Origin of the sequence: Streptomyces anulatus (assembly GCF_014650675.1) — a bacterium.
Taxonomy (GTDB): Bacteria; Actinomycetota; Actinomycetes; order Streptomycetales; family Streptomycetaceae; genus Streptomyces; species Streptomyces anulatus.
Window position 1 is genome coordinate 173,910 of sequence record NZ_BMVK01000009.1, and the last position, 20,779, is coordinate 194,688.

Below are 20,779 nucleotides of genomic sequence, written 5' to 3' on the forward strand. Positions count from 1 at the left end.
TCCCTCCTCACGGAGGGGGCCGGCCGTTCCTTCGTCCGGGCTCAGGCGTAGCGGTAGGTCTTGCCGTGGTCGAGGAGTTTCCTCGGGGTCACGCTCCAGGGGGGCATGGCGTCGTCGAGGCCGAAGACGTAGTCGCGGTCCGGGCCGGGCGAGGCGGGCTTGCGGCCCGGCAGGTAGGCGGACTTGGGGTGGGCCTTGCGCCACCGGTCCCACAGCAGGTCGATGTAGGAGTGGTGGAGCCAGAACACCGGGTCCTCGGGGGAGGCCGCGCCCGCCATCGGACCGCCGACCCACTGGTGGACCCGGTTGTGGAGGCCCACCGTGCGCACGCCCCGGATCCCCCATCCCTCGATGCGGTTGCGGAAGCCCTCGGTGCAGACGCTGTTCCAGGGCTCGGTGTCGTAGACGGGGTCCTTGAGCGCCCGCGCCACGTCGTTCTTGGTCGGGAGGGAGACCGGGTCGCGGCCGGGCCTGCCGAAGTTGCGGGTGAGGTAGTGCTCGTCGGTGACGCCCCTGCCGACGCTCCAGTTGCCCGCCTCGTACGCGAACGCTCCGGTGGTGACCCGGCGGTCGCCCTGTCTGCCGTTGCCGCCGAGGAAGTCCTCCGCCCAGAGCGAGGAGGTCGGCCTGTCGTCCTGGGTCCAGTCCCAGTAGGGGACGCTGACGCCCGCGTCGACGCGTTGGAGCGCCTTCTCGAACTCCAGCAGGTACTGGCGGTGCCAGGGGAAGAAGGAGGACGTCATGTGCGCCGGACGCGGGCGCCTCTCGGTGTCCATGACGTAGTACTCCCGGTGCATGACGACGAAGTCGTCGTAGCGGCCCGAGCGCTTCAGTTTCAGGATCGCGTCGACGAGCCGACGCTTCTCAGTGCGCGTGAGGTCGCGCTGGTTCTTGCGGGTGTACACCGGTGCTGGTCCTCCTGGTTCACATGCGGTGCGCGGCGGGGTGCGCGAGTCCGGCGGCTCCGAGCTCGTCGACGGCGGCACGGGCCGTCTCCAGCAGCGTCGGATACGACTCGTAGTGCCGGACGTCGCTCAGATAGGTGCCGTCCGCCCGCCTCATGACGTGCAGCGGCCTGCCGTCGATGCGGATCTCGGAACCCGGTTCGGCGGCGACCATCACGCGGTCGTCGTCCCGGGCGCCGGCGGGGACCACGACGGTCGCCGTTCCCCGGATCTCCCGGCCCCGGTACATCTCGGCGAACTCTTCCGTCGTGGATCCGGGGCCGGGCGCGGGCGCCTCGGGCGCCGGTGCCGGCCGGGCCGCGGCGGCCCGCTCATGGTCGAGCAGCGGGAGCAGGGCGCCTGCGGTGCCCGTGACCACCGCGGCGGTGAAGGCTCCGCGCAGGACGGTCCGGCGGGAGGGAATGCGGGTGCCGCCCGGTTTCGCGGGGGTGGGGCTCATGAGATGACTGCCTGCCTCTCGTTGACTCGCCTCATTGACTCGTTAACTCGTCCGAGGTGCTGCTGATGGCGATGTTGACAACGAGACGGGAGCGAAACAGTTCTCGTGCGTGCGGCGTACGGCGCACTCGCGGTGGTTCCGTTCCGTCAAACGCGTGAGGGTGCGGGGTCATCGGCGGCGACGGGCCGCGTCGAAGAGGCCTCCGGCGGCCGGCGGGCCGGACCATGGCCTGGCGAACCGTGGAGGTGATGGGCATGACCGTTCCGTACCAGCTGTCCGGGGACCGTGTACTGCGCGCGGCGGACGTCGATCTGGCCGACCCGGCCTTCTGGCGGCTGCCGCGCCCCGAGAGGCTCAGGGCCTTCGCCCTGCTGCGGGAGCTGGACGCGCCGGTCCTGTTCACTCCGCGGGCCGGTACCGCGCGCACCGCCGGCAAGCCGTTCCACGCCCTGGTGCGCCATGCGGACGTCCGGACCGCGAGCCGCACGCCCCAGGTGTTCGCGAGCGCTCCGGGGGTCACCACCCCGGAGCCGGCCGGCTGGGCGAAGGCACTGTTCGGGAACTCGATGGTCAACATGGACGGGCTCGAGCACGCGGCGCTGCGCCGGATCATCTCGCGGCGGTTCACCCCCCGGCTGCTGGCGGACGTCGAGGAGAACGTCGGCCGGCTCGCCGGTCGGCTGGTGGACGAGCTGATCGCCGAGCGCCCCCGGGACTTCATGCCGTCGGCGGCCTCACGGTTGCCGCTGGAGGTGATCTGCGACCTGATGGGCATCCCGAAGGCGTACCGGGCGCGGATCGCGGATCAGATCGACCACGCGTCGGAGCATGTCGGCGTCGAGCGCCGGGGCCGGGCCCGGCTGCGGATTCCCGGTCGTGGGCTGGCGTCGCTGGCCCGGATGCAGTTCGTCATGGGGCGGCTCGCCCGGGAACGGCGCCGGCACCCCGAGGACGACCTCGTCTCGGCGCTCGTCAGCGCGGACATCGACGGCGAGGCGCTGACCGGGCAGCAGCTCGGGGCCTTCTTCTCGCTGCTGCTGGTGGCCGGGGTGGAGACGACCCGCAACGCCATCGCGCACGGGCTGTTCCTGCTCGACCGGCATCCGGAGCAGCGGGAGCTGCTGCGGTCCGACTTCGACCGGTACATCGGTGGCGCCGTCGACGAGATCGTGCGGCATTCGACGCCGATCATCCAGTTCCGTAGGACGGTGATCGCGGAATGCGCACTGGGCGGCCGTACGTTTCTCCCGGGGGAGAAAGTCGCTCTCATTTATGCGTCCGCCAATCGCGACGAGGCGGTTTTCACCCATCCGGATCGCTTCGACATCACCCGGTCGCCGAATCCCCATCTGGGGTACGGAGGCGGGGGCCCGCACCACTGCCTGGGAGCACATCTGGCCCGTCTCGAAATGACGGCCCTGTTCCGGGAACTGATCGGCCGTCGTCCCGTCATGCGGAATCTGGGAGATCCGGAACTGGTCGACTCGAATTTCGACAACCGCGTCGGCTCGCTGCCCTTCACGTTCGGCCCCACATTCACCTGAACGGCACGCCCGCAACGCCGAATACGATAAATGGACTCCTGCGCATGCCCCCGGTGCACGATGATGCGATTCTCTCCCTATCAGGCCGAACCGGCCGGAATTCACCGCAGCCAGGAGGAGCAATGCCGGCTAAACGCCGTCTCATCGTTTCGTGCATCGCGGCGGCTGCTCTCAGCCTCCTGGCGGGTGGCGGCATCGCGGGCCAGTCGCCTCCGGGCACCGATTCCGTCGACGGCGCCGCTCCCGGCCCGCCGGGGGCGGCGAGCAGTACGGCGCACGGCGCGTATCTGGACTACGGGCCCGCCGGGGTCCGCAGAATGGCCGAGCTGTCGCGCTGGCTCGGCGGGGCGGAGCTGCGGGTCGGACACACGTACCTGCCGGGCGATCTCTGGGTGAACATCGAAGGGACGCCCGATTTCCTCGAAGCCTGGGCGGACTGGAGACAGGCGGACCCTGAACGGATGTTCGTCCTGAACGTGCCGATGCTGGAGCGCAACGAGGAGCGGGTCCCGGACGGCGAGGTCCGCACCCTGCTCCGGGCGGGCGCGGACGGAGACTACGACCAGCACTTCACGCGGCTCGCGGAGCGTCTGGTGGGGCTGGGCGTTCCCGACACCGTGATCGTGCTCGGCTGGGAGATGAACGGCACGACGTACACGCATCGGTGCGGTCCCGATCCCGCGGCCTGGAAGGCGTACTGGGAGCGGATCGTCACGGCGATGCGCGCGGTGCCGGGTCAGGACTTCCGCTTCGACTTCACGCCGAGCCGGGGCCGGGACGCGGTGCCGTGGACCGAGTGCTACCCGGGCGACGACGTCGTCGACATCATCGGGATGGACTCCTACGACCAGCCCCCCGGCGAGACCTTCGACGACCAGATCACCGACCCGTACGGGCTCCAGAAGCACGTCGACTTCGCGGCGGAGCACGGCAAGCCCATCTCGTTCCCGGAGTGGGGGCTCTTCCGCAACGGCGACAACCCCGAGTACATGCGGCGGATGCTGGAGTGGATCGACCGGCACAAGCCGCTCTACCAGACGGTGACGGACTACTGCCCGCACGGCGTCTGGCAGTGCAGGAGCAATCCGCGGTCCTCGAAGGTGTTCCGGACGATGCTGACCGAGATGGCCGCGCCGGCCTCGCCCGCGCCCAGCCCCACACCTACTCCTACTCCTACGGCTACTGCCACTCCGACGGATCCGGCGGTGGCCCCGACGGTCCCGCCGTCCGTGGGGCCCTCCCCGGTGACACCCTCGCCGGTGCTGCCGGGGGCCGAGGCGCCGCCCACCCGCACGTGGTGCGTATCCGTCCCGTTCGGCGACTGGCTGGGCCCGTGGCTGCGGGAGCGCGAGATCTGCTTCCGCTACTGACCCCGGGCATGGAAACGGCTCCGGCCCTCCTGTCGGGGCCGGAGCCGTCCACCCACACGGGTCCAGCGCGGGGGCAGGTGGACAAGCAACCGCTTGTCACCACCACCAACGCGGACACCGCCCGCTCCGTCACGCCGCCGAACGAGGGACAGCCCGGGATCTCGCGCCGGGCGCGGTCCGGGGCGACGAGCGACCATGGAAACCTACAGAGGGTGGTGAGGTGCAATGGCATCCGCCGATGAGGGCTCCCCGGCGGAGCCCGGCCCGCTGCCCTCCGGGGACGGGCCGGAACCGGCGCGGACGACCGACGGCGCGGCGGCGGTGATCGCCGGGGACGGCACGGTCATCGGCTGGACCCGCGGGGCCGAGGCGCTGCTCGGGTATCCGGCGGCCGAGGTGGTCGGCCGGTCCGCCGCCCTGCTGCTGACGGGCCCCCCGGACGCCCGGCGCACGGCCGCGGTGGCCGCCCGCTGCCGGGCCGGTTCGGGATGGAGCGGGCTGGTCCCCCTGCGGGCCAGGGACGGCCGGTCCCTGGACATCGACGTACGGGCCACCGCCTCGTTCCTGATCGCCGGGCGGGAGGGCTTCCTGGTGTCCGGGCGGGAACTCACCCCGCACTGGACGATGCGCGGGTCCGTGCTGGACGACTTCCTGACCCGGTCGCCGGTCGGGATGGCGGTGCTCGACCCCGAGCTGCGCTATCTGTGGCTGAACGACACCCTGGAACGGTTCGGCGGCGTGCCCCGGGAGCAGCGGCTGGGACGCCGGCCGAGCGAGGTGCTGCCCACAGCGCTGGCGGCGCCCATCGAGCGGTTGATGCGGCAGGTCCTGTCGACCGGCGAGGCGATCACGGACTACGAGTACCTGGGCTGGAGCTGGGCCGATCCGCACCGCCGGAGGGCGTACGCGAGCTCGTTCTTCCCGCTCGCCGACGCCGGGGACCGGCAGATCGGTATCGGCTACATGGTCCTCGACGTCACCGACCGGTGGAACGCGCGCCGACTGCTCGCGCTGGTGAACGAGGCCGGAGCGAGTATCGGCAGCACCCTGGACGTACAGCGCACGGCGCAGGAGCTCGCCGACTTCGCGGTGCCCCGGTTCGCGGACTTCGTCTTCGTCGACCTGCTGGAGAACCCGTTCGGCGGCGACCGGCCGGGGGCGCCGGCACCGGCCGAGGGCGAGCGGCCCGCCATGCGCCGGGCGGGCATGAGCTCGGTGCGGGAGGGCTGCCCGGAGGCGGTCGTACGGGTCGGGGAGACGGTCGACTTCGTACCGCCGCCGCACGACGCGCACTTCCTCCTGGACGGCGACCCGGTCCTGCTCCCGGCGCTCGACCCGGACAGCCACGGGTGGACGGTGGAGCAGCCGGAGCGGGCCGCACGGCTCCGGGAGTTCGGGCTGCACTCGCTGATCTCCGTACCGATGCGGGCGCGCGACACCGTGCTGGGGCTGACCACCTTCATGCGGTCGCAGAATCCGGTGCCGTTCGACGAGGACGATGTGGCGCCCGCCCGGGAGCTGGTGGCGCGTGCGGCCGTGTGCGTGGACAACGCCCGCCGCTACACCCGGGAGCACACCGCGGCGCTGGTGCTCCAGCGGAGCCTGCTGCCGCACACGCTGCGCGGCGGGACGGCGCTGGACGTGGCGTCGTCGTACCTTCCGGCGGACGCGAAGGACGGGGTGGGCGGCGACTGGTTCGACGTGATCCCGCTGTCCGGCGCCCGGGTCGGTCTGGTCATCGGCGATGTCGTCGGGCACGGCATCGGGGCCGCCGCGACCATGGGCCGGCTGCGCACCGCCGTACAGACGCTGGCCGACATGGATCTTCCCCCGGACGAGCTGCTGGCCCGCCTGGACGATCTCGTCCTCCGGCTCAGCGAGGAGGAGCGCGCGGGGGGACCGGCGGAGCGGGGCGGGACGACGGTGGTGGGGGCCACCTGCCTGTACGCCGTCTACGATCCGGCGAGCGGCTGCTGCACGATGGCGCGGGCCGGTCACCCGCCGCCGGTGGTCGTCACGCCGGACAACACGGTCAGCTTCCCGGACCTGCCCACCGGGCCGCCCCTGGGACTCGGCGGGCTGCCCTTCGAGTCCCTGGAGATCGAGCTGCCCGAAGGGAGTCTCCTCGGCCTCTACACCGACGGGCTCATCGAAGGGGCCGACAAGGACCTCGGGCGCGGCATGGAGCGGCTGGGCCGGGCGGTGTCCCGGGACGGGATGCCGCTGAAGGACCTGTGTCCGGCGGTGGTCAAGGAACTGCTGCCCGTCCCCCAGCCGGACGACATCGCGCTGCTCCTCGCCCGGACGCATCGCCTGAGCCCCGAACACCTGGCTTCGTGGGACGTGCCCGTGGACCCCGCGGCGGTCGGGGAGACCCGGGCCAAGGTCTCCCGCCGGCTGGAGGCGTGGGGGCTGGAGGATCTGTCGATGACGACGGAGCTGATCGTCAGCGAACTGGTGACCAACGCGATCCGGTACGGCGCGGGGCCGGTACGGCTGCGGCTGCTGTTCCAGTCGGCGCTGACCTGCGAGGTGTCCGACGCCAGCAACACCTCACCGCGGCTGCGGCACGCCAGGACGACCGACGAGGGCGGGCGCGGGCTGTTCCTCGTCGCGCAGCTCGCGCACCGGTGGGGCACGCGCTACACCCCCCAGGGGAAGATCATCTGGGCGGAGCAGCCCCTTCCCTGACCCTCCCCTGATCGATGCCCGCCGGGAAATGCGGGACAGCCCTTAGGAGTGGGCCGCCGCGTCCTCGCGGGCGAAGAGGCGGGTCAGCGGCCCGCCCGCCCGGATCAGCTCGTCCCAGGTGCCCTCCTCGACGATGCGCCCGCCGTCCAGGACCACGATCCGGTCGGCCCTGCGGACCGTGGCCGGGCGGTGGGCGATCACCAGGGTCGTCCGGGTGGCGGAGTCGGCCGCGAGCGCCCGGGACAGTTCCGCGTCGCCCCGGTGGTCCAGATGGGCCGTCGTCTCGTCCAGGACGAGTACGCGCGGCCCGCTCAGCAGCCCCCGGGCCAGGGCCACCCGGGCGCGCTGGCCGCCGGACAGGGTCGCGCCGCGCTCGCCGACGGCGGTGTCCAGCCCGTCGGGCAGGGCGTCGGCGATGGGGGCGATGCCGCAGATCCGGGTCACCGCGCCCAGGTCGTCCGCCGTGGCGTCCGGAGTACCCAGGCGGAGGTTCTCGGCGAGGGTGCCGTGGAAGAGCGGGGCCTCCTGCCCCACCACGGACACGGCGGCACGCAGGTCCTCCTCGGTGAGGTCCCGCAGGTCCACGGGGCGGGCCGGGGCGGCGGGCACGAGCTCCACGGCGCCGGCCTCGGGGTCCCAGTACCGCGCCAGGAGGTGGGCGCAGGTCGACTTGCCTGCCCCGGACGCTCCGACGAGGGCCACGGTCTCGCCCGGCCGGACGGTCAGGTCGAGGCCGTCCAGGACCGGCTCGCCCCCGTAGCCGAACCGGACGCCGCGCAGCCGCAGGCCCAGCGGCCCCGCCGGTACGGGGCGGGGGGCGGCGGGAGCGGGGGCTCCGGCGGGGGCGTGCAGGGCGGCCCGGACCCGTGAGGCGGCGGCGCGCAGGCTGCCCGCCCGGCCGAGTGCGGCCGCCGATTCGGCGACCGGGGCCAGGGCTCCCAGCGCCAGGGCCATGGCGGCGGGGGCCCACGCCCCGTCCAGACGTCCGGCGGACGCGGCGTGGGCGGCGGCCGCCACCACCCCGATGACGGCGGCGACGACCAGCAGATCACGGGTCGCGCCCGCCCCGGTCTCCCAGGACTGCTCCGCGCGCTGGGCGCGGGCGAGCCCGCGGCCTGCGGACCGCAGCCGGGCCCGCCTGCGGTTCAGCGCCCCCGCCATCAGGAGTTCGCGCAGCCCGTCGACGCTCTCCACGGTCTCGGACGAGACCTCGGCGAGCGCGCTCCGGGTCCGCGCCCCGCGTTCGGCGCGCCCGCGCGCTTCGAACAGCGGCGACCAGATCAGGAGGAGCGCGGCGGGCACGACGGCGAGCAGCAGCCAGGGGCCGAGGGCCGCCAGCACAGCCGCCGACACCGCGAAGACCAGCCCGGAGGCGAGGAGTTGGGCGATGGCGTGGGCGTAGAAGAACTCCAGTGCCTCGACGTCCCCGAGTGCGGTGGCCGCGAGGTCGCCGCTGCGCCGGCCCGCGATCCGGGCGGGGGCGCTGCGGGCCAGCCCGTCGAAGACCCGCACGCGCAGTTCGGCGAGGACCCGGTAGGCGAGGTCGTGCGAGAGGTCCATCTCCCGCCAGGTGGCGAGGGCCCGGAGCAGGACGAGCCCGATCAGGACGGCGACGGTCCCGGTGGTGGGCGGGCGGTGCTCCGTGACGGCTGTGCCCACCGTGTACGCGGCGAGGGTCACGAGGGCGACCAGGGCCGCCTGGTCGACTAGGGCGGCCAGGCAGGTGCGCAGCACGGTGGCGCGGTGCGCGCCGAGGACCGGGAGGAGCGAGCGCAGGGCGCCGGTCCCGGCGTCGTCGGGGGTGGCGGGGACCGGGGAACGGGCGGGGTCGGTCGGGGCCGGGGTCGGGGTCATGCGGCGCGCTCCTCCTGTGCGGTGCGCCCGGCCGCGACGAGCGAGGCGTACACGCCGCCGCCCGCGAGCAGGGTGGTGTGGTCGCCCGTCGCGGCGACACGGCCCGCGTCGAGGACGACGATGTGGTCGGCGTGGCGTACGGCGTCGAGCCGGTGGGCGACGACGACGCAGGTGCGTCCTCGGCCGGCCGTCGACAGTTCCCGCACGATGCGGGCCTGGCCGCGTTCGTCGACCGCGCTGGTGGCCTCGTCCAGGATCAGGACCGGGGCGTCGGCCAGCAACGCCCGTGCGAGGGCGATTCGTTGGCGCTGTCCGCCGGAGAGCGTGGCACCGCGTTCGCCGACGAGGGTGGCGTAACCGTCCGGCAGCCGGTCGATCTCCTGGTCGATCCCGGCGGTGCGGGCGGCGGCTTGCAGTTGTTCGTCGGTGGCGGCCGGGCGGGCGATCCGCAGGTTCTCCGCGATCGTGGCGTGGAAGAGGTAGGTGTCCTGCGAGACCACGGCGATGCCCCGCCGCAGTGAGGCGAGGGTGTACGCGGCGGTGGCCGTCCCGGCGACGGTGAGGCTGCCCCGGTCCGGGTCCCGTTGCCGCAGCAGCAGGCTCAGCAGGGTCGACTTCCCGGCCCCGGACGGGCCGACGACCGCCGTGGTCCGCCCGGCGGCGGCGGTGAAGCTGACGCCGTCGAGGGCGGGCCGCCCGCTCCCCGGGTGGGTGAAGTGCACGTCCTCGAACCGGATTTCGGGTGCGCTCGCCCAGTCGGCGGCCACGGTGCCGCGGTCGGGCACGGCGGCTTCGGCGGTGCGCAGGCCTGCTATCCCGTCGGCCGCGGACACCCCGAGATAGCCCGCGTGCCACTCGCGGGAGAGGTCGCGGACGGGGCGGAAGCATTCGGAGGCGAGGAGCAGCAGGAGGTAGGTGCCGGTGGCGGCGGTACGGCCGGTGGCCGCAGATGAGCACGCCACGAGGACGGCGGCGGCCGTGCCGCCCTGGACGGCCAGGTCGGTGAGGCCGGTGTCGACGAGCGAGACCCGGAGTTTGGCGACGGTGGTCCGGTGCAGGGCGGCCGACCGCCGCTCCAGCCGTTCCCGTACGCGGCCCACCGCACCGCTGGCACGCAGGGTCGGCATCCCCTGGAGTGCCTCCAGGTAGTCGGCGGCGAGGGCTTCGTAGGAGTCCCAGTGCTCCTTGCCGCGCCGCGCGAGCAGCCGGTCCCACCAGCGCGGCCCGAGGAGGGCGAGCAGCAGGGCGGGGCCGAGGGCGAGGGCCGCGTACGGCTCGACGAGGGCGACGGCGAAGAGCAGCAGCGGCGGAACGGCGCAGGTGATGAGCGCTTGGGGCAGATAGCGCGAGACGTACGCGTCGACGCCCTCGACGCCGTCCACCAGCGTGGCGCGCACGGCTCCGGCGCGCGCACCGGTGATCGCGGTGGGGCCGAGGGCGCCGAGCCGCTCCAGCAGGGTGTCGCGAAGCCTGATCCGTACGGTGGCTCCCGCCGTGACGGCGGTCAGGCGCTGGGCGCGGCCGAGGCCGGCGCGGACCAGGACGACGGCGATGACGGCGGCCAGCAGCGGGGCGAGGGCGGCCGTCTCCCCCCGGGCGATCCGGGCGAGCACGAGGGCGAGCAGGACGGCCTGGGCGAGGTGGGTGGCGGTGACCGCCGCGAGCAGTGCGGTGGCGAGGCCGAGGGGGCGGCGCGCGGTGTTCGCGGCGCGCAGGAGTTCGGGGTGGAGCATCATGGGCGTTCTTCCTCGACGGGCGGAGTCGCCGGGGCGGCGGGTGTCGTGGTCGCTGTGGCGGGTGGCGTCGGGGCAGGTGGCGTCGGGAGACGTGCCTCTGGGGCGGGTGGCGTTGAGGCGGATGGCGTTGAGCCGGGTGCCGTCGTGACAGGCGGCGTTGAGGCGAGTGGCGTCAAGGCGGCTGGCCTTTCGGCTGTCGGTGGGTGTCGGACGAAGCCCGGGGCGGCACGGCCTGGAGGTGGGGGCGCCCCTACCGCCAGGCCGTGCACGATCCAGTCGCGTCCGGGGGCCTCGCCGAGCGCCGCGCCCAGGTCCGCCCGCTGCCAGGAGCCGATCGGCCGCGAGCGCAGGCCCAGTGCGGTGGCATGGGCCTGGACCGCTCCGGCCGCGTACCCGGCGGCTAGGTGGCAGGTGCGAACAGCGGCCGCCGGGGCGTCACCGGGGCAGCCGTGGGCGAGGAGCACGGCGCCCGCGCCGCCGATCCACTGCTGGCCCGCGGCCCAGCGGGCGAGGGTGGGACGTGCGTCCCCGGAGGCGCGGACGTCGAGACCACGACTGCCGGGAGCCTTGGCGTACAGGCCCGGGGCGTCACCCCCGACCGCCGCTGTCCAGGCGGGGCCGTCCGGCCGTGCTGTCCGCGCGGTGGTCAGGAGCCGGGCGAGCAGGTCCTCGCCGGGCGGGTGGGTCAGGTCGTCGGGCGGTGCGCTCCGGCGCTTCTCCAGCGCCCCGTCGGTCACCGGCTCCGGGCGGGGGGCCGGGTGCCAGGTGCCGCCGGGCAGCTCGGGGGCTCGCGCGATGTGGTGCAACAGGTGCCGTGCCGCCGCGAGTTCGGCGGGCGCTGCGGTCTCCGCGCCGGGTCGCGCCGACGGGGTTCCGGCACGGATCGGGCCCGCCCAGGCGGTCAGTGTCCCGGGGGCGTCGGCGGTCACGCCCGTGGGTGTCAGCCTGACGGCTGCGAGCGGCAGTTCCGGCTCGGCTCCGGGCCGGGTGTCCGGCCGGTCCGGGGCGGCGTGCAGCCCGGCGGCGGCGGCGGAGAGGAGGGCGGCGTCCGCGTCGAAACAGACCAGTACATCGGCGGCCGGGGGTCCGGCCACTGCCAGGGCGGCGGCGGCGTGGCCCGTGTCCAGCAGCAGCAGCGGCCAGGCGCGGTGGCCGTAGTGCGCGACGGTGCGCGACGCGGCCACGGTGAGGACGACGAGCACACCCGGGGACACGCCGTCGGGCGCCGGGCCGCGCCGGTGGGCGCGGTGGGCGCGCGGGTCGTAGGCGTAGCGTCCGGGCGGCAGCGAACACCCCAGCCCGATCAGGAGGTGGGCGCGCACCGGGTGCAGTGCTCCCGCCGAGGGGACGGGGCGCAGCCGGCCCGGTGTGCCGGCGGGCGCGGCCAGCGAGAGCCGCAGGACGCGGTCCAGGTCGACCGTGGCCCGGCCCCCCACCCCGGGCCGTGCCTCGTCCCCGGCCAACGGCATCCCCGCCCCGCCCCAGGGGAACGGGCGCTCGGGAACGTACAGGGCGAGGCCCGGCGCGCGCGAGGAGCGGGTCTCTGCGAGGGCCCGGCGCAGGAGGCCGGACGCGGGGCGCGTCCCGGATTCGGGTGCGGCGGTCCGGGACGAGGTGTCGGGCATGGCGGCGCGCTCCTTCACATGTGCGGGGGCGGGGCGAGGGTGAAGTCCCCCGGCGCGGCGGGCGGTCGGGTTCGCCAGCCCCGGGCGAGCGCGGCGTCCGCGAATCGCGGGCAGCCGAAGTAACCGAAGGCCGCAGGCGCGTTCGGGATCAGCCCGGAGACAAGTACGCGGGCGACGCGCAGGCTCGTCTCGGCGACGTCCTCCGTGGTGAGGTCCGCGGTGATCACCCGGTGCCCCCCGGCGGCGAGCGCCGTGTCGAGCGCGGTGCGGCTGCCGGGGTCGATCGCGGTGACCGGGACCGTGCCGAGAGCGGGTTCGGTGAAACGTCGGGCGAGCGGTGCCATCCGGTCGTCCAGCCAGACCTGGACATGGGCACCGAGGTCCCGGACGGCGGCGAACTCGGGCCCGCAGTCGTCGAGATAGCGCCGGTCGGCGCGGTGGTCGAGGTAGAGGCCACGGGCGAGCATCCCGGCTTCGACCGCCCGGTACACCCAGCCGTCGGCGTCCACCGCGCCCTGGGTGAACACCCAGGTGTGCACGGCCTCCAGCACGGCCTTGCGGGCCGCCTCCGCCGGGTCGTACCGGCAGGCGAACCCGGCCGCGTAGATGCCGCGTACGGGATCGTGCGCTAGGGCCGCCACGCAGGGGGCGAACTCGGAGGGCATCTCCACGATGTGCACGTCCAGCCCGCAGCCGGCCAGGTCCTCGGTGAGTCCGGGGACGCTGGCCGGGTCGATGCCCCGGGTGGGACCGTCCAGGTGCCACCACAGCTCCAGGGCATCGCGCTCGACGACTTCGAGGAGGCCGCGCTCGACGGCGTCGTCGAGGCCCTGCCCGGTGGCGATGCCCGCGTAGTTGAGGTGGTGGGTGCGGGGCAGTGAACGCAGCTCGCCCTGACGCCAGTTGAGATGGGTCAGCGCGACGGGGGCCCAGCAGGGTCGCCCGTTCTCGGTGGCCGGGGTCCACAACGCCGGTGTGTCGGGGGTGAGTTCGGCGTACGGGAATCCCGGGCGGGCGAACTGCCAGGGGGCGTACGTCGGCAGCGCGCCGGGACCGTAGAGGCGGTGGCCCTCGGCGGTCAGTTCGGCGGCGGTGGCCCGGCGGGGCTCCTGGGGGTGGCCGGGCGGTGGGAGGCGGTTGCCGCAGTAGCGCTCGACGGCCTCGGCCACCGCGGCGATCCACGCGCCCCGGGGGTCGCCGAACGTGGTGCCGAGCGAGACGCGGTCGGCGGGCCAGGCGCCGAGACGGCGGGCGTCGGCGACATCGGCGGTCATCGCGGTGTAGCGGGGCGGCGCACCGGTGGGGTGCTCGACGGGCGCGACGTCGCGGATGATCCCGCTGACGGGGTCCACGAGTGCTTCGATGGGCAGGGCGCTGGTCAACGGCATATCTCCGGTGCGGGCTCGACGTAGCGGCGTCGGGCGACGACGGGCAGGTGGAGGGCGCTGCCCCGGGTGTTCACGGTGCGGCGGGACGGGGCGAGCCGGGTGGCGGTGACGGGGTCCTCGCCGGTGTGCGGGTTGCGGGCGTGGGCGGGGAAGTGGTGTCCGGCGATCTCCGCGCGCAATCGGGTCCCGGCGGGCAGCCGACGGCCCAGTGTGCCGAGCGGCACGCTGATGTCCGCGGCCTCGCCGGGCGGGCCGGTGCGCCGGACGATGCCGAAAGCGAGCGGATCCGCGCGGCCGGTCGGGTCGAGTGCGGTCAGGCGTACGGCCCAGTCGGCACAGGGCGTGTCGGCCGTGACGTTGATCCGGGCGACGGCGGCTCCCGCCAGGTCGAGCGGGCGGGGCAACGGCGGCGAGAGGAGCAGACAGCGGTCGGCACGCTCGCCTTCGGCCGGGACGGCGAGGTCGTCGGAGCGCACGGGACGGTCCGGGTCGGCGTTGAACTCGGCTCCGTGGAGGAGCCGCAGACCGGTGGGCGAGTCGAAGGACCAGCGGCTCTCCGCCTCCGGCCACCACTCCGTCCCCTCCTGGGCGGTGGCGTCCTGCGGGGTGGCATCCTGCGTGCTCGCGGGGCGGGGGGTGCTCCGCAGCCGGGTGCTGTGCCAGCGACCGCTGTCGCCGAGGGCGATGGCCCCGTGCCGTGTCGGCTCCAGCCGCCCGGCGAGCGCCGCGCGGGCCCACCGTACGTACAGCGCACCGAGGTTGACGCGTACGCGCGCCGGTGCGGCGGGGTCGGCGGTGAGGCGGTGGCCCCAGGGCCCGAGCAGCAGACGGGACGGTCCGCCCCAGCCGCGCCACAGGGCCACGGTGTCCTCGGCGAACGGGTCACGGGTGCCGCCGACGGCGAGCAGCGGAAGGCGGGCGGAGGAGCCCAGCGCGACGAGCCGGCCTCGTGCGCGGTCGGCCCAGAGCCCGGGCCAGGACGGCAGTTCGCGCCCCAGGCTCACGGCGAGCCGCTCCGCGAGGCGGGCTACCGGGAGGTGTTCGAGCAGTCGGGGGTCGTCCGCCAGGGCGCGGGCCAGCGCGTCCGGGTCGGAGTCGCGACGGTCGCCGTGCGCCGCCCACCAGCCGGCCCGGGCCCACAGCCGCTCCGGCCCCCCGGGCTCGCGCGCCGTCTCGGTGAGACCGAGCGCGGGCACGGCGGCGATGACGGCGTCGGGGACTCCGTCGTCACCGTGGAGGTCTCCGGGCGCTCCGTCGCGGCGAAGGTTGTCGGTCGCTCCGTCGCGGTGGAAGTCATAGAGGTCGGCTTCGGGGCCCGCATCGCAGGCGGCTTCAGGGGTGGCGAGTGCGGTGACGAGGGCGCAGTACGCGGCGTAGGAAGCGCCGACGGCGACGACCTCCCCGTTGCTCCACGCCTGTGCGCGCACCCAGGCGACGGTGGCCGCGCCGTCCGTTTCCTCGTGGCCCCGGTAGGGGTGCCACTCCCCCGGTGAGCCGTGGCGGCCGCGTACGTCCTGGGCGAGTGCGGCGAATCCGTGCGCCGACCAGCCGCGCAGCTCGGCGCGGTGGGCCTCGCGCCCGTAGGGGGTTCTGATCAGGACGGCGGGAACGGGGCGGGTCCCGTCCGGGAGGCGTACGTCGGTGGCGAGCGCGGTGCCGTCCGCCGTGGGGACGTACACGGTACGGGTGTTCACGGGCCCGCCTCGGCGGTCCCGGCCCCGGCACGCGTCCGCACAGCCGCCGGGGCGGGCAGGGGGGCGACGTCCGGGACGGGGAGCACGGGGTGCTCGGTGAGGGTGAGATCGCGCAGGTCGATCCGGCGGAGCCGACGGCGCACCGGAAGAACGGCCGCCCGACTCGTTCCGGATCCGACTCCCTCTACCTCACCGGCTTCGGCTTCGGCTTCGGCTTCGGCTTCGGCTTCGGCTTCGGCTTCGGCTTCGGCTTCGGCTTCGGCTTCGGCTTCGGCCCAGGCGATCAGATCGGCGGTGAGGAGCGCGGCGATCAGGGCGGCCGAGGCTTCGGTGGGGTGGGGTCCGGTGTCGGGGGTCCGGTGTCCGGCCCAGTACGCGGCGAGTTCGCGATGGGCGGGGGTGGCCGCGAGTCTGCGGAGACGGATGTGACGGGAGGTGACGTCGCCCGGGGCCGCGGCGAGGGGTTCGATCCAGCTGTGGGCGCCCTCGCGGTGGCAGCGCAGCCAGGCGATGCGCCGCCCGGGCAGCCGGTCCGCCGTGTCCCAGAGCCCATTCGGCACGGGCGAGTCGAGGCACCACACCACGGCGACGCGCCCTTCGGCGCCGTCGTCCGGGGCCGCCCGGGCCAGCTCCGCCACACCGTCCGGAGTGATCCGGTGGACCTCGGCCCCCTCCGCCCCGGCGCAGCGCGCCACCGGCGCGGTGAGCACGGGGTCGCCGAGGACATGGACGGTACGGCCGGCCAGCGGGGCCCGCGGCGGGGTGGACAGCGCGTACCCGGCGGCTTCGAACGCCGCTACGAGCCGGGCGAGTTCGGCCGCGTGCGCGCCCTCGTCCGGCGTCTCCTTCTCCGGCGCCCCCTTCCCCGTCAGCCGGCGCACCAGGTCCTCGCCGGTGACACCGCCGGTGTCGATGCGCAGGAACTCCCCTCCGGAGGTCCGGAGCACGGGGGCACCACCGGGAACGGTGACGATCCCGGTGCCGGGAGCGAGTCGACTGCGGGTCACGGAATCCTCCGGAGCGGAATGCGGGGCGGAACGTTCGGGGGCTGAACGGGGCGGGCCCGCCCGGGATGTCACCGGGCGGGCCCGCCCCCGCGCTGCGCGGGGAACCTGCCGTCAGCGGCAGGCGTCGCTTACTTCTCGGCCGCGGTGTCGGCCTCGACCGCGTCGTCGAAGGGGTTCTCGACGAGGGCGTTCGAGTGGGTGGCGGAGAGGTGGGCGAGCTGACCCTGATCGGCGATCGGGCTGAACACCTTGTTGTTCTCCATGAGTTGACGTCTCCATTCGGTCGGATCGGATGGGTGTTTCGGTCGCGGCGTTGGTGCGTGCCGCAGCACAGACACTAATGAATATGATTTTCATTCCGCAATAGCTGGAGCGGATCGAGAGGGTGATCTGGGTAACAGACGGGCCAGCCGCCCTCGCTGTCGATCCCCACCCGGCCCTCCACGCCCAGGACTTCGGCCAGCAGACGCCGGGTGACCACCTCGGCCGGAGGCCCGTCGGCGGCGACGCGGCCCTCGCGCAGCGCGACGATCCGATCGGCGAACCGAGCGGCGTGGTTGAGGTCGTGCAGCACCATCACGACCGTCAGACGGCGTTCGGCGCGCAGCCGTACCACCGTCTGGAGCACTTCCAGCTGGTGCCGCAGATCGAGATAGGTGGTCGGCTCGTCGAGGAAGAGCACGCGGGCGTCCTGGGCCAGCGCCATGGCCAGCCGGACCCGCTGGCGTTCGCCTCCGGACAGCGCGTCCACGGGCCGGTCGGCCCAGGCGGCGACGCCGACGTCCGCGAGCGCCCGGGACGTCACCTCGTCGTCGCCCTCCCGCAGCATCCCGAGCGGCCCCCGGGCGGCATAGCGCCCCTGTCGCACGAGTTGACGCACGGTCAGCCCTGGCACGGTGGGCGCCGACTGATGGAGCAGGGCGACGCGCCGGGCGGCGGTGCGGCGGGGCAGCCGCGTCACGTCGTCGCCGTCGAGCAGAACGCGCCCGCCGCTCGGGGTGAGCAGTCCGGCGGCGAGTTTGAGGAAGGTGCTCTTGCCACAGCCGTTCAGCCCGATCAGGGCGACCAGTTCGCCGGCGCGGACGCTCAGGTCGACGCCGCGCAGGACCATGCGTCCGGGGTAGCCGAAGGCCAGCCCCTCCGCCCGGACGACCTCCGGTCCGGGCCTCGCGCCCGGTTCCGCTTCCGGCCCGGCCGCCTCAGCCGGGCTCGGCTTCACTCGTCCGGTCAGGCCTTCCGCCATGCCACCCTCCTCATCCGTTGTCCTCCACTTCCGTCGACGGAGTCGACGGCATCGCCGACGTCGGCGTGTCCCGTCCACGTACCGCTCTCCGTCATCGCTCGTCCGCCCGTCGCCGTGCCACGGCCATCAGCAGCCCCGCCCCCACGAAGGTGGTCAGGGCGCCGACCGGGAGGGTCAGCCGGTCCGCTTCGAGCGCGGTGGCCAGCAGTCGGGACAGCAGTTGGGCGGCGGCGTCCGCCCCGCACACCACCGTCGCGCCGAGCAGCGCGGCACCCGGAAGGGTGATGCGCAGGTCGGCCCCGAAGACGGCCAGCGCCAGATGGGGCACCAGCAGCCCCACGAAGCCGAGCGCGCCCACGGCCGACACGGCGCCGGCCGTCAGTGCCACGGCGCAGACGAGCGCCGCACCCCGGCCCCGGCCGGTGGCCAGGCCCGCGGCAGAGGCCTGTTCGTCGCCGCAGCGCAACAGGGTCAGCGGCCCGGCGAGCAGCCAGGCCGCCGCGCCCCAGAAGGCGGCCCACGGCCAGAGCAGATTCCAGTGCTGCCACACCCGGCCCTCGGTGGAACCGATCAACCACTGGACGACGCTGCCCAGTTCGCCGGGGGCCACCAGAAGGACGACCGCGGTGAGCCCGGCGAGCACCGCCGAGACGAGGACCCCGTAGACGGCCGTCTGTTCCGGGTCGCCCGCCTCCCGCCCGGCGAGCAGCCACAGCAGGCCCGCTCCGGCGAAGCCGCCGAGGCAGGCCGCCACGACCACCGCCGTGGGGGATTCCCAGCCCGCGAGGCCGAGGCCGGTCGCGGCGACGGCGCCGAGCACCGCACCGGGGGTGACGCCGGTGACCTCGGGTCCGGCCAGCGGGTTGCGCAGGGCCGACTGGAGCACCAGCCCGGCCACCCCGAGGCAGGCCCCGGCGACCAGCGCCACCAGCAGCCGGGGCAAACGGAGTTGGAGCACGATGTGCTCGGCGGTGGGGTCGCCGCCGCCGAGCAGCACCTCCCGTACGCCTTCGGGGGTGACGCCCCGCCCGGCGAACAGATCGGCGCAGGCCACCGCGGCGACGAGCAGCGCCAGGCAGGCCATCCGGACGCCCGGCGCACGCAGGGCCCGACGGGCCGGTCCGGGCACGGTCTCGATGAGTGTCATCGTTCCGCCTTCCGCAGGACGGGGGCGGGCAGATCCGGCGGCGTCCCCGGTACGGGCGGGGCCAGCGGCCCCCGGTTCCGGGCGGGCCGTCTTCCCCGCTTCAGCAGCACGACCCCGACCGGCACCCCGACCAGGGCGGTCCAGGCGCCGACGGGCGTCTCGACCGGGGCGAGCGCCAGCCGGGCCGGCTGATCGGCGCACAGCACGACGATCGCGCCGCACACGGCGGACCGGACGAGCCACCCGGCCGCGCCGCCGTCCGGGCGGAGGCGGCGGGCCAGATGGGGGGCGAGGAAGCCGACCCAGGCCACCGGCCCGCAGACCGCGACGACGGGGGCGATGAGGACGACGGCGATGCCCAGCGCGGCCACTCGCGCGCGTTCGACCCGTACGCCCAGCGCACGGGCGTCGTCGTCGCCGAGACGCAGCACACCGAGCACCGGTACGCACAGCACCAGCGCCGGGACGGCCACGGCGAGCCAGGGCAGCAGGCCGGTGACGTCGTCCCAGGTGCGGGCGGACAGACTGCCCAGCAGGTAGCGGTAGATGAGCTGGAGGTCGAGCTGGTCGGCCATCACCATGAGCACCAGCAGGCCCGCCTGGAGCGCGGCGGCGACGGCGGCTCCGGTCAGCAGGACGGCCGAGGGGCTCCGTCCGAATCCGGCAGCGACCAGGGTCAGCAGACCGCCGAGCGCCGCCCCGGCCAGGGCCAGGAACGGCTGCAGTCCGAGAGGGACGGTCAGGGCCAGGACCAGGGGCGCGGCGACGCCCAGGGCGGCGCCGGAGGAGACCCCCAGCATCTCGGGCACGGCCAGCGGGTTGCGCAGGGCTTCCTGGAGGACGAGGCCCGCCGCGCCCAGGCAGGCCCCGGCGATCAACGCCAGCACCAGGCGGGGCAGCCGCAGTTCGGTGACGACGAGCCCCGCGAGCCCGTCGGCCCCCAGCGTGGCCGGGAGCCTGGCGGGCGGGACGTACGGCGTGCCGAGGCTGAGCGCGCAGACCGCGCTCGCCAGGGCCGCCGCGCCCAGGCAGAGCGGTGCCACGGGCGGGCGCCTCACCGCAGTGCGGCCGTCGCCTCGTCGAGGACGACGCCCAGGGACCGGGTGCCGCGCCCCTTGGCCCACACCTCGGAGTCGACCTCGATGACCTTGCCGTTCTTCACGGCCGGGATCCGTGACCAGAGCGGGTTCTCGGCCAGCTTGTCGGAGAGCTTGCCGTCCGGGGCGCCGAACGACAGGGTCTCCACGAACAGGACGTCGACGTCCCGGGCAAGGATCTCCTCCAGGCTGTAGCTGCCGTCGACGCCCCGGCTCTTCCAGGGGTAGTGGGAGAACTTCGGGAACAGCCCGGCCGCCACATCGGTCTCCGGGGTGGCCACGCCGAAGTTCTCGTCGCTGCCGTAGACGATGAGCGCGGTCTTGTCGCTCTTCCTCTTCTCCGCCTGTGCCAGGCGGGTGCGGAAGGTCTTCTCCGCCTTCTCGCCCTGTTCGGTGCGGCCGGTGAGCGCGGCCAGGTCCCGCAGGTAGCCGACGCTGTCCTGCCAGGATCCGGGCTGGACCGGCCAGAAGGTCGTGGCGCCCTTCAGCGCGGGGGCCAGCTTGCCGTGCGTGTCCTCCAGGCCGATCACCAGGTCGGGCCGGTGGGACAGGATCGCCTCGACCTCGGGGCTGAGGAAGCCGCCGGGCACGACCGGTATCTCCGCCGCCTTCTTCTCGCCCAGGAACTTCGGGTGCGCCAACACCTGGGAGTTGGTGGCGGTGGGGGTCATGCCCAGCTCGACGAGGATGTCGTCGCAGAGGGCGACCAGGCAGACGATCTTCTCCGGCGGCTTCGGCAGGGAGACGGTGACGCCCTTTGCGTCGGTGATCCGGGTGGCGGCCTCGATGGGCCGCACGTCCGTGCCCGTACGGGCGTCGGCACTCCCCGGAGCGGCGGCCGGTCCTCCGGTGTCGGCCTCCCCTGTTCCGCAGCCGGCCAGCAGGCCTCCCAGTACGGCGATCGCGGCCCAGCGGCGGACTCTCAGCGCGGTTCGTGGCATCGACGGTCCCTCAACGTTCCTGTGCGGTCCCGGGGATG

Annotated in this window: 16 protein-coding genes; 3 read left to right on the forward strand and 13 right to left on the reverse strand. The window is 74.5% G+C overall.

What is annotated here, in order from left to right; genetic code table 11:
* Positions 1–41: 41 nt before the first annotated feature.
* Both IE272_RS22945 and IE272_RS22950 read right to left on the reverse strand, forming a co-directional pair.
* Complete coding sequence (locus IE272_RS22945) at positions 42–905, reverse strand: tyrosinase family protein (RefSeq protein ID WP_057667531.1); 864 nt, start codon at positions 903–905, stop codon at positions 42–44.
* 19 nt (positions 906–924) lie between these two features.
* Complete coding sequence (locus IE272_RS22950; protein WP_190007746.1) at positions 925–1,404, reverse strand: tyrosinase family oxidase copper chaperone; 480 nt, start codon at positions 1,402–1,404, stop codon at positions 925–927.
* A gap of 254 nt (positions 1,405–1,658) precedes the next feature.
* On the opposite strand from IE272_RS22950, the gene IE272_RS22955 reads away from it, so the two are divergent.
* The 3 genes from IE272_RS22955 (at position 1,659) to IE272_RS22965 (ending at position 7,009) form a co-directional block, all read left to right on the forward strand.
* A complete protein-coding gene (locus tag IE272_RS22955) occupies positions 1,659–2,948 on the forward strand; it encodes a cytochrome P450 (protein ID WP_190007748.1) in 1,290 nt (429 codons plus the stop codon).
* Positions 2,949–3,070: 122 nt separating this feature from the next.
* Positions 3,071–4,318: a glycoside hydrolase family 26 protein gene (locus IE272_RS22960; RefSeq protein ID WP_190007750.1), complete on the forward strand. Its 1,248-nt coding sequence runs from the start codon at positions 3,071–3,073 to the stop codon at positions 4,316–4,318.
* A 225-nt stretch (positions 4,319–4,543) separates the two neighbouring features.
* A complete protein-coding gene (locus IE272_RS22965) occupies positions 4,544–7,009 on the forward strand; it encodes a SpoIIE family protein phosphatase (RefSeq protein WP_190007752.1) in 2,466 nt (821 codons plus the stop codon).
* A gap of 42 nt (positions 7,010–7,051) precedes the next feature.
* On the opposite strand, the gene IE272_RS22970 is transcribed toward IE272_RS22965, so the two are convergent.
* From IE272_RS22970 to IE272_RS23015, 11 genes are all read right to left on the reverse strand, one after another.
* A complete protein-coding gene (locus IE272_RS22970; RefSeq protein WP_190007754.1) occupies positions 7,052–8,863 on the reverse strand; it encodes an ABC transporter ATP-binding protein in 1,812 nt (603 codons plus the stop codon).
* A complete protein-coding gene (locus IE272_RS22975; protein ID WP_190007756.1) occupies positions 8,860–10,599 on the reverse strand; it encodes an ABC transporter ATP-binding protein/permease in 1,740 nt (579 codons plus the stop codon). The genes IE272_RS22970 and IE272_RS22975 overlap by 4 nt, the downstream gene beginning before the upstream one ends.
* Entirely contained in the window at positions 10,596–12,224 is a 1,629-nt protein-coding gene (locus tag IE272_RS22980) for a nitroreductase family protein (protein WP_229897422.1), read from the reverse strand. Before IE272_RS22980 ends, IE272_RS22975 begins: the two co-directional genes overlap by 4 nt.
* 14 nt (positions 12,225–12,238) lie before the next feature.
* The gene (locus tag IE272_RS22985; protein WP_190007851.1) at positions 12,239–13,606 is read right to left on the reverse strand and encodes a YcaO-like family protein; all 1,368 of its coding nucleotides are present in this window, start codon (positions 13,604–13,606) and stop codon (positions 12,239–12,241) included.
* Positions 13,603–15,306, reverse strand: coding sequence for a CocE/NonD family hydrolase (locus IE272_RS22990; protein WP_190007761.1), 1,704 nt, complete (start codon positions 15,304–15,306; stop codon positions 13,603–13,605). The genes IE272_RS22985 and IE272_RS22990 overlap by 4 nt, the downstream gene beginning before the upstream one ends.
* Positions 15,303–16,313: a hypothetical protein gene (locus IE272_RS22995; RefSeq protein ID WP_190007763.1), complete on the reverse strand. Its 1,011-nt coding sequence runs from the start codon at positions 16,311–16,313 to the stop codon at positions 15,303–15,305. The genes IE272_RS22990 and IE272_RS22995 overlap by 4 nt, the downstream gene beginning before the upstream one ends.
* Before the next feature lie 128 nt (positions 16,314–16,441).
* A complete protein-coding gene (amiA, locus tag IE272_RS39150) occupies positions 16,442–16,576 on the reverse strand; it encodes a streptamidine family RiPP (protein WP_007452728.1) in 135 nt (44 codons plus the stop codon).
* A 74-nt stretch (positions 16,577–16,650) separates the two neighbouring features.
* Positions 16,651–17,556, reverse strand: a complete 906-nt coding sequence (locus IE272_RS23000; RefSeq protein ID WP_078961501.1) for an ABC transporter ATP-binding protein — start codon at positions 17,554–17,556, stop codon at positions 16,651–16,653.
* 91 nt (positions 17,557–17,647) lie between these two features.
* A complete protein-coding gene (locus IE272_RS23005; protein ID WP_190007765.1) occupies positions 17,648–18,703 on the reverse strand; it encodes a FecCD family ABC transporter permease in 1,056 nt (351 codons plus the stop codon).
* Entirely contained in the window at positions 18,700–19,761 is a 1,062-nt protein-coding gene (locus IE272_RS23010; RefSeq protein ID WP_190007767.1) for a FecCD family ABC transporter permease, read from the reverse strand. The genes IE272_RS23005 and IE272_RS23010 overlap by 4 nt, the downstream gene beginning before the upstream one ends.
* Positions 19,758–20,741: an ABC transporter substrate-binding protein gene (locus tag IE272_RS23015; RefSeq protein WP_190007768.1), complete on the reverse strand. Its 984-nt coding sequence runs from the start codon at positions 20,739–20,741 to the stop codon at positions 19,758–19,760. The genes IE272_RS23010 and IE272_RS23015 overlap by 4 nt, the downstream gene beginning before the upstream one ends.
* Between the last annotated feature and the right edge of the window lie 38 nt (positions 20,742–20,779).

What these genes read in the sequence shown, in the direction of transcription:
- IE272_RS22965 (WP_190007752.1), top strand. Translation starts at nt 4,544, where the DNA reads ATGGCATCCGCCGATGAGGGCTCCCCGGCGGAGCCCGGCCCGCTGCCC.
- amiA (WP_007452728.1), bottom strand. Translation starts at nt 16,576, where the DNA reads ATGGAGAACAACAAGGTGTTCAGCCCGATCGCCGATCAGGGTCAGCTC.
- IE272_RS22980 (WP_229897422.1), bottom strand. Translation starts at nt 12,224, where the DNA reads ATGCCCGACACCTCGTCCCGGACCGCCGCACCCGAATCCGGGACGCGC.
- IE272_RS22950 (WP_190007746.1), bottom strand. Translation starts at nt 1,404, where the DNA reads ATGAGCCCCACCCCCGCGAAACCGGGCGGCACCCGCATTCCCTCCCGC.
- IE272_RS23015 (WP_190007768.1), bottom strand. Translation starts at nt 20,741, where the DNA reads ATGCCACGAACCGCGCTGAGAGTCCGCCGCTGGGCCGCGATCGCCGTA.
- IE272_RS22970 (WP_190007754.1), bottom strand. Translation starts at nt 8,863, where the DNA reads ATGACCCCGACCCCGGCCCCGACCGACCCCGCCCGTTCCCCGGTCCCC.
- IE272_RS23005 (WP_190007765.1), bottom strand. Translation starts at nt 18,703, where the DNA reads ATGACACTCATCGAGACCGTGCCCGGACCGGCCCGTCGGGCCCTGCGT.
- IE272_RS22955 (WP_190007748.1), top strand. Translation starts at nt 1,659, where the DNA reads ATGACCGTTCCGTACCAGCTGTCCGGGGACCGTGTACTGCGCGCGGCG.
- IE272_RS22960 (WP_190007750.1), top strand. Translation starts at nt 3,071, where the DNA reads ATGCCGGCTAAACGCCGTCTCATCGTTTCGTGCATCGCGGCGGCTGCT.
- IE272_RS23000 (WP_078961501.1), bottom strand. Translation starts at nt 17,556, where the DNA reads ATGGCGGAAGGCCTGACCGGACGAGTGAAGCCGAGCCCGGCTGAGGCG.
- IE272_RS22975 (WP_190007756.1), bottom strand. Translation starts at nt 10,599, where the DNA reads ATGATGCTCCACCCCGAACTCCTGCGCGCCGCGAACACCGCGCGCCGC.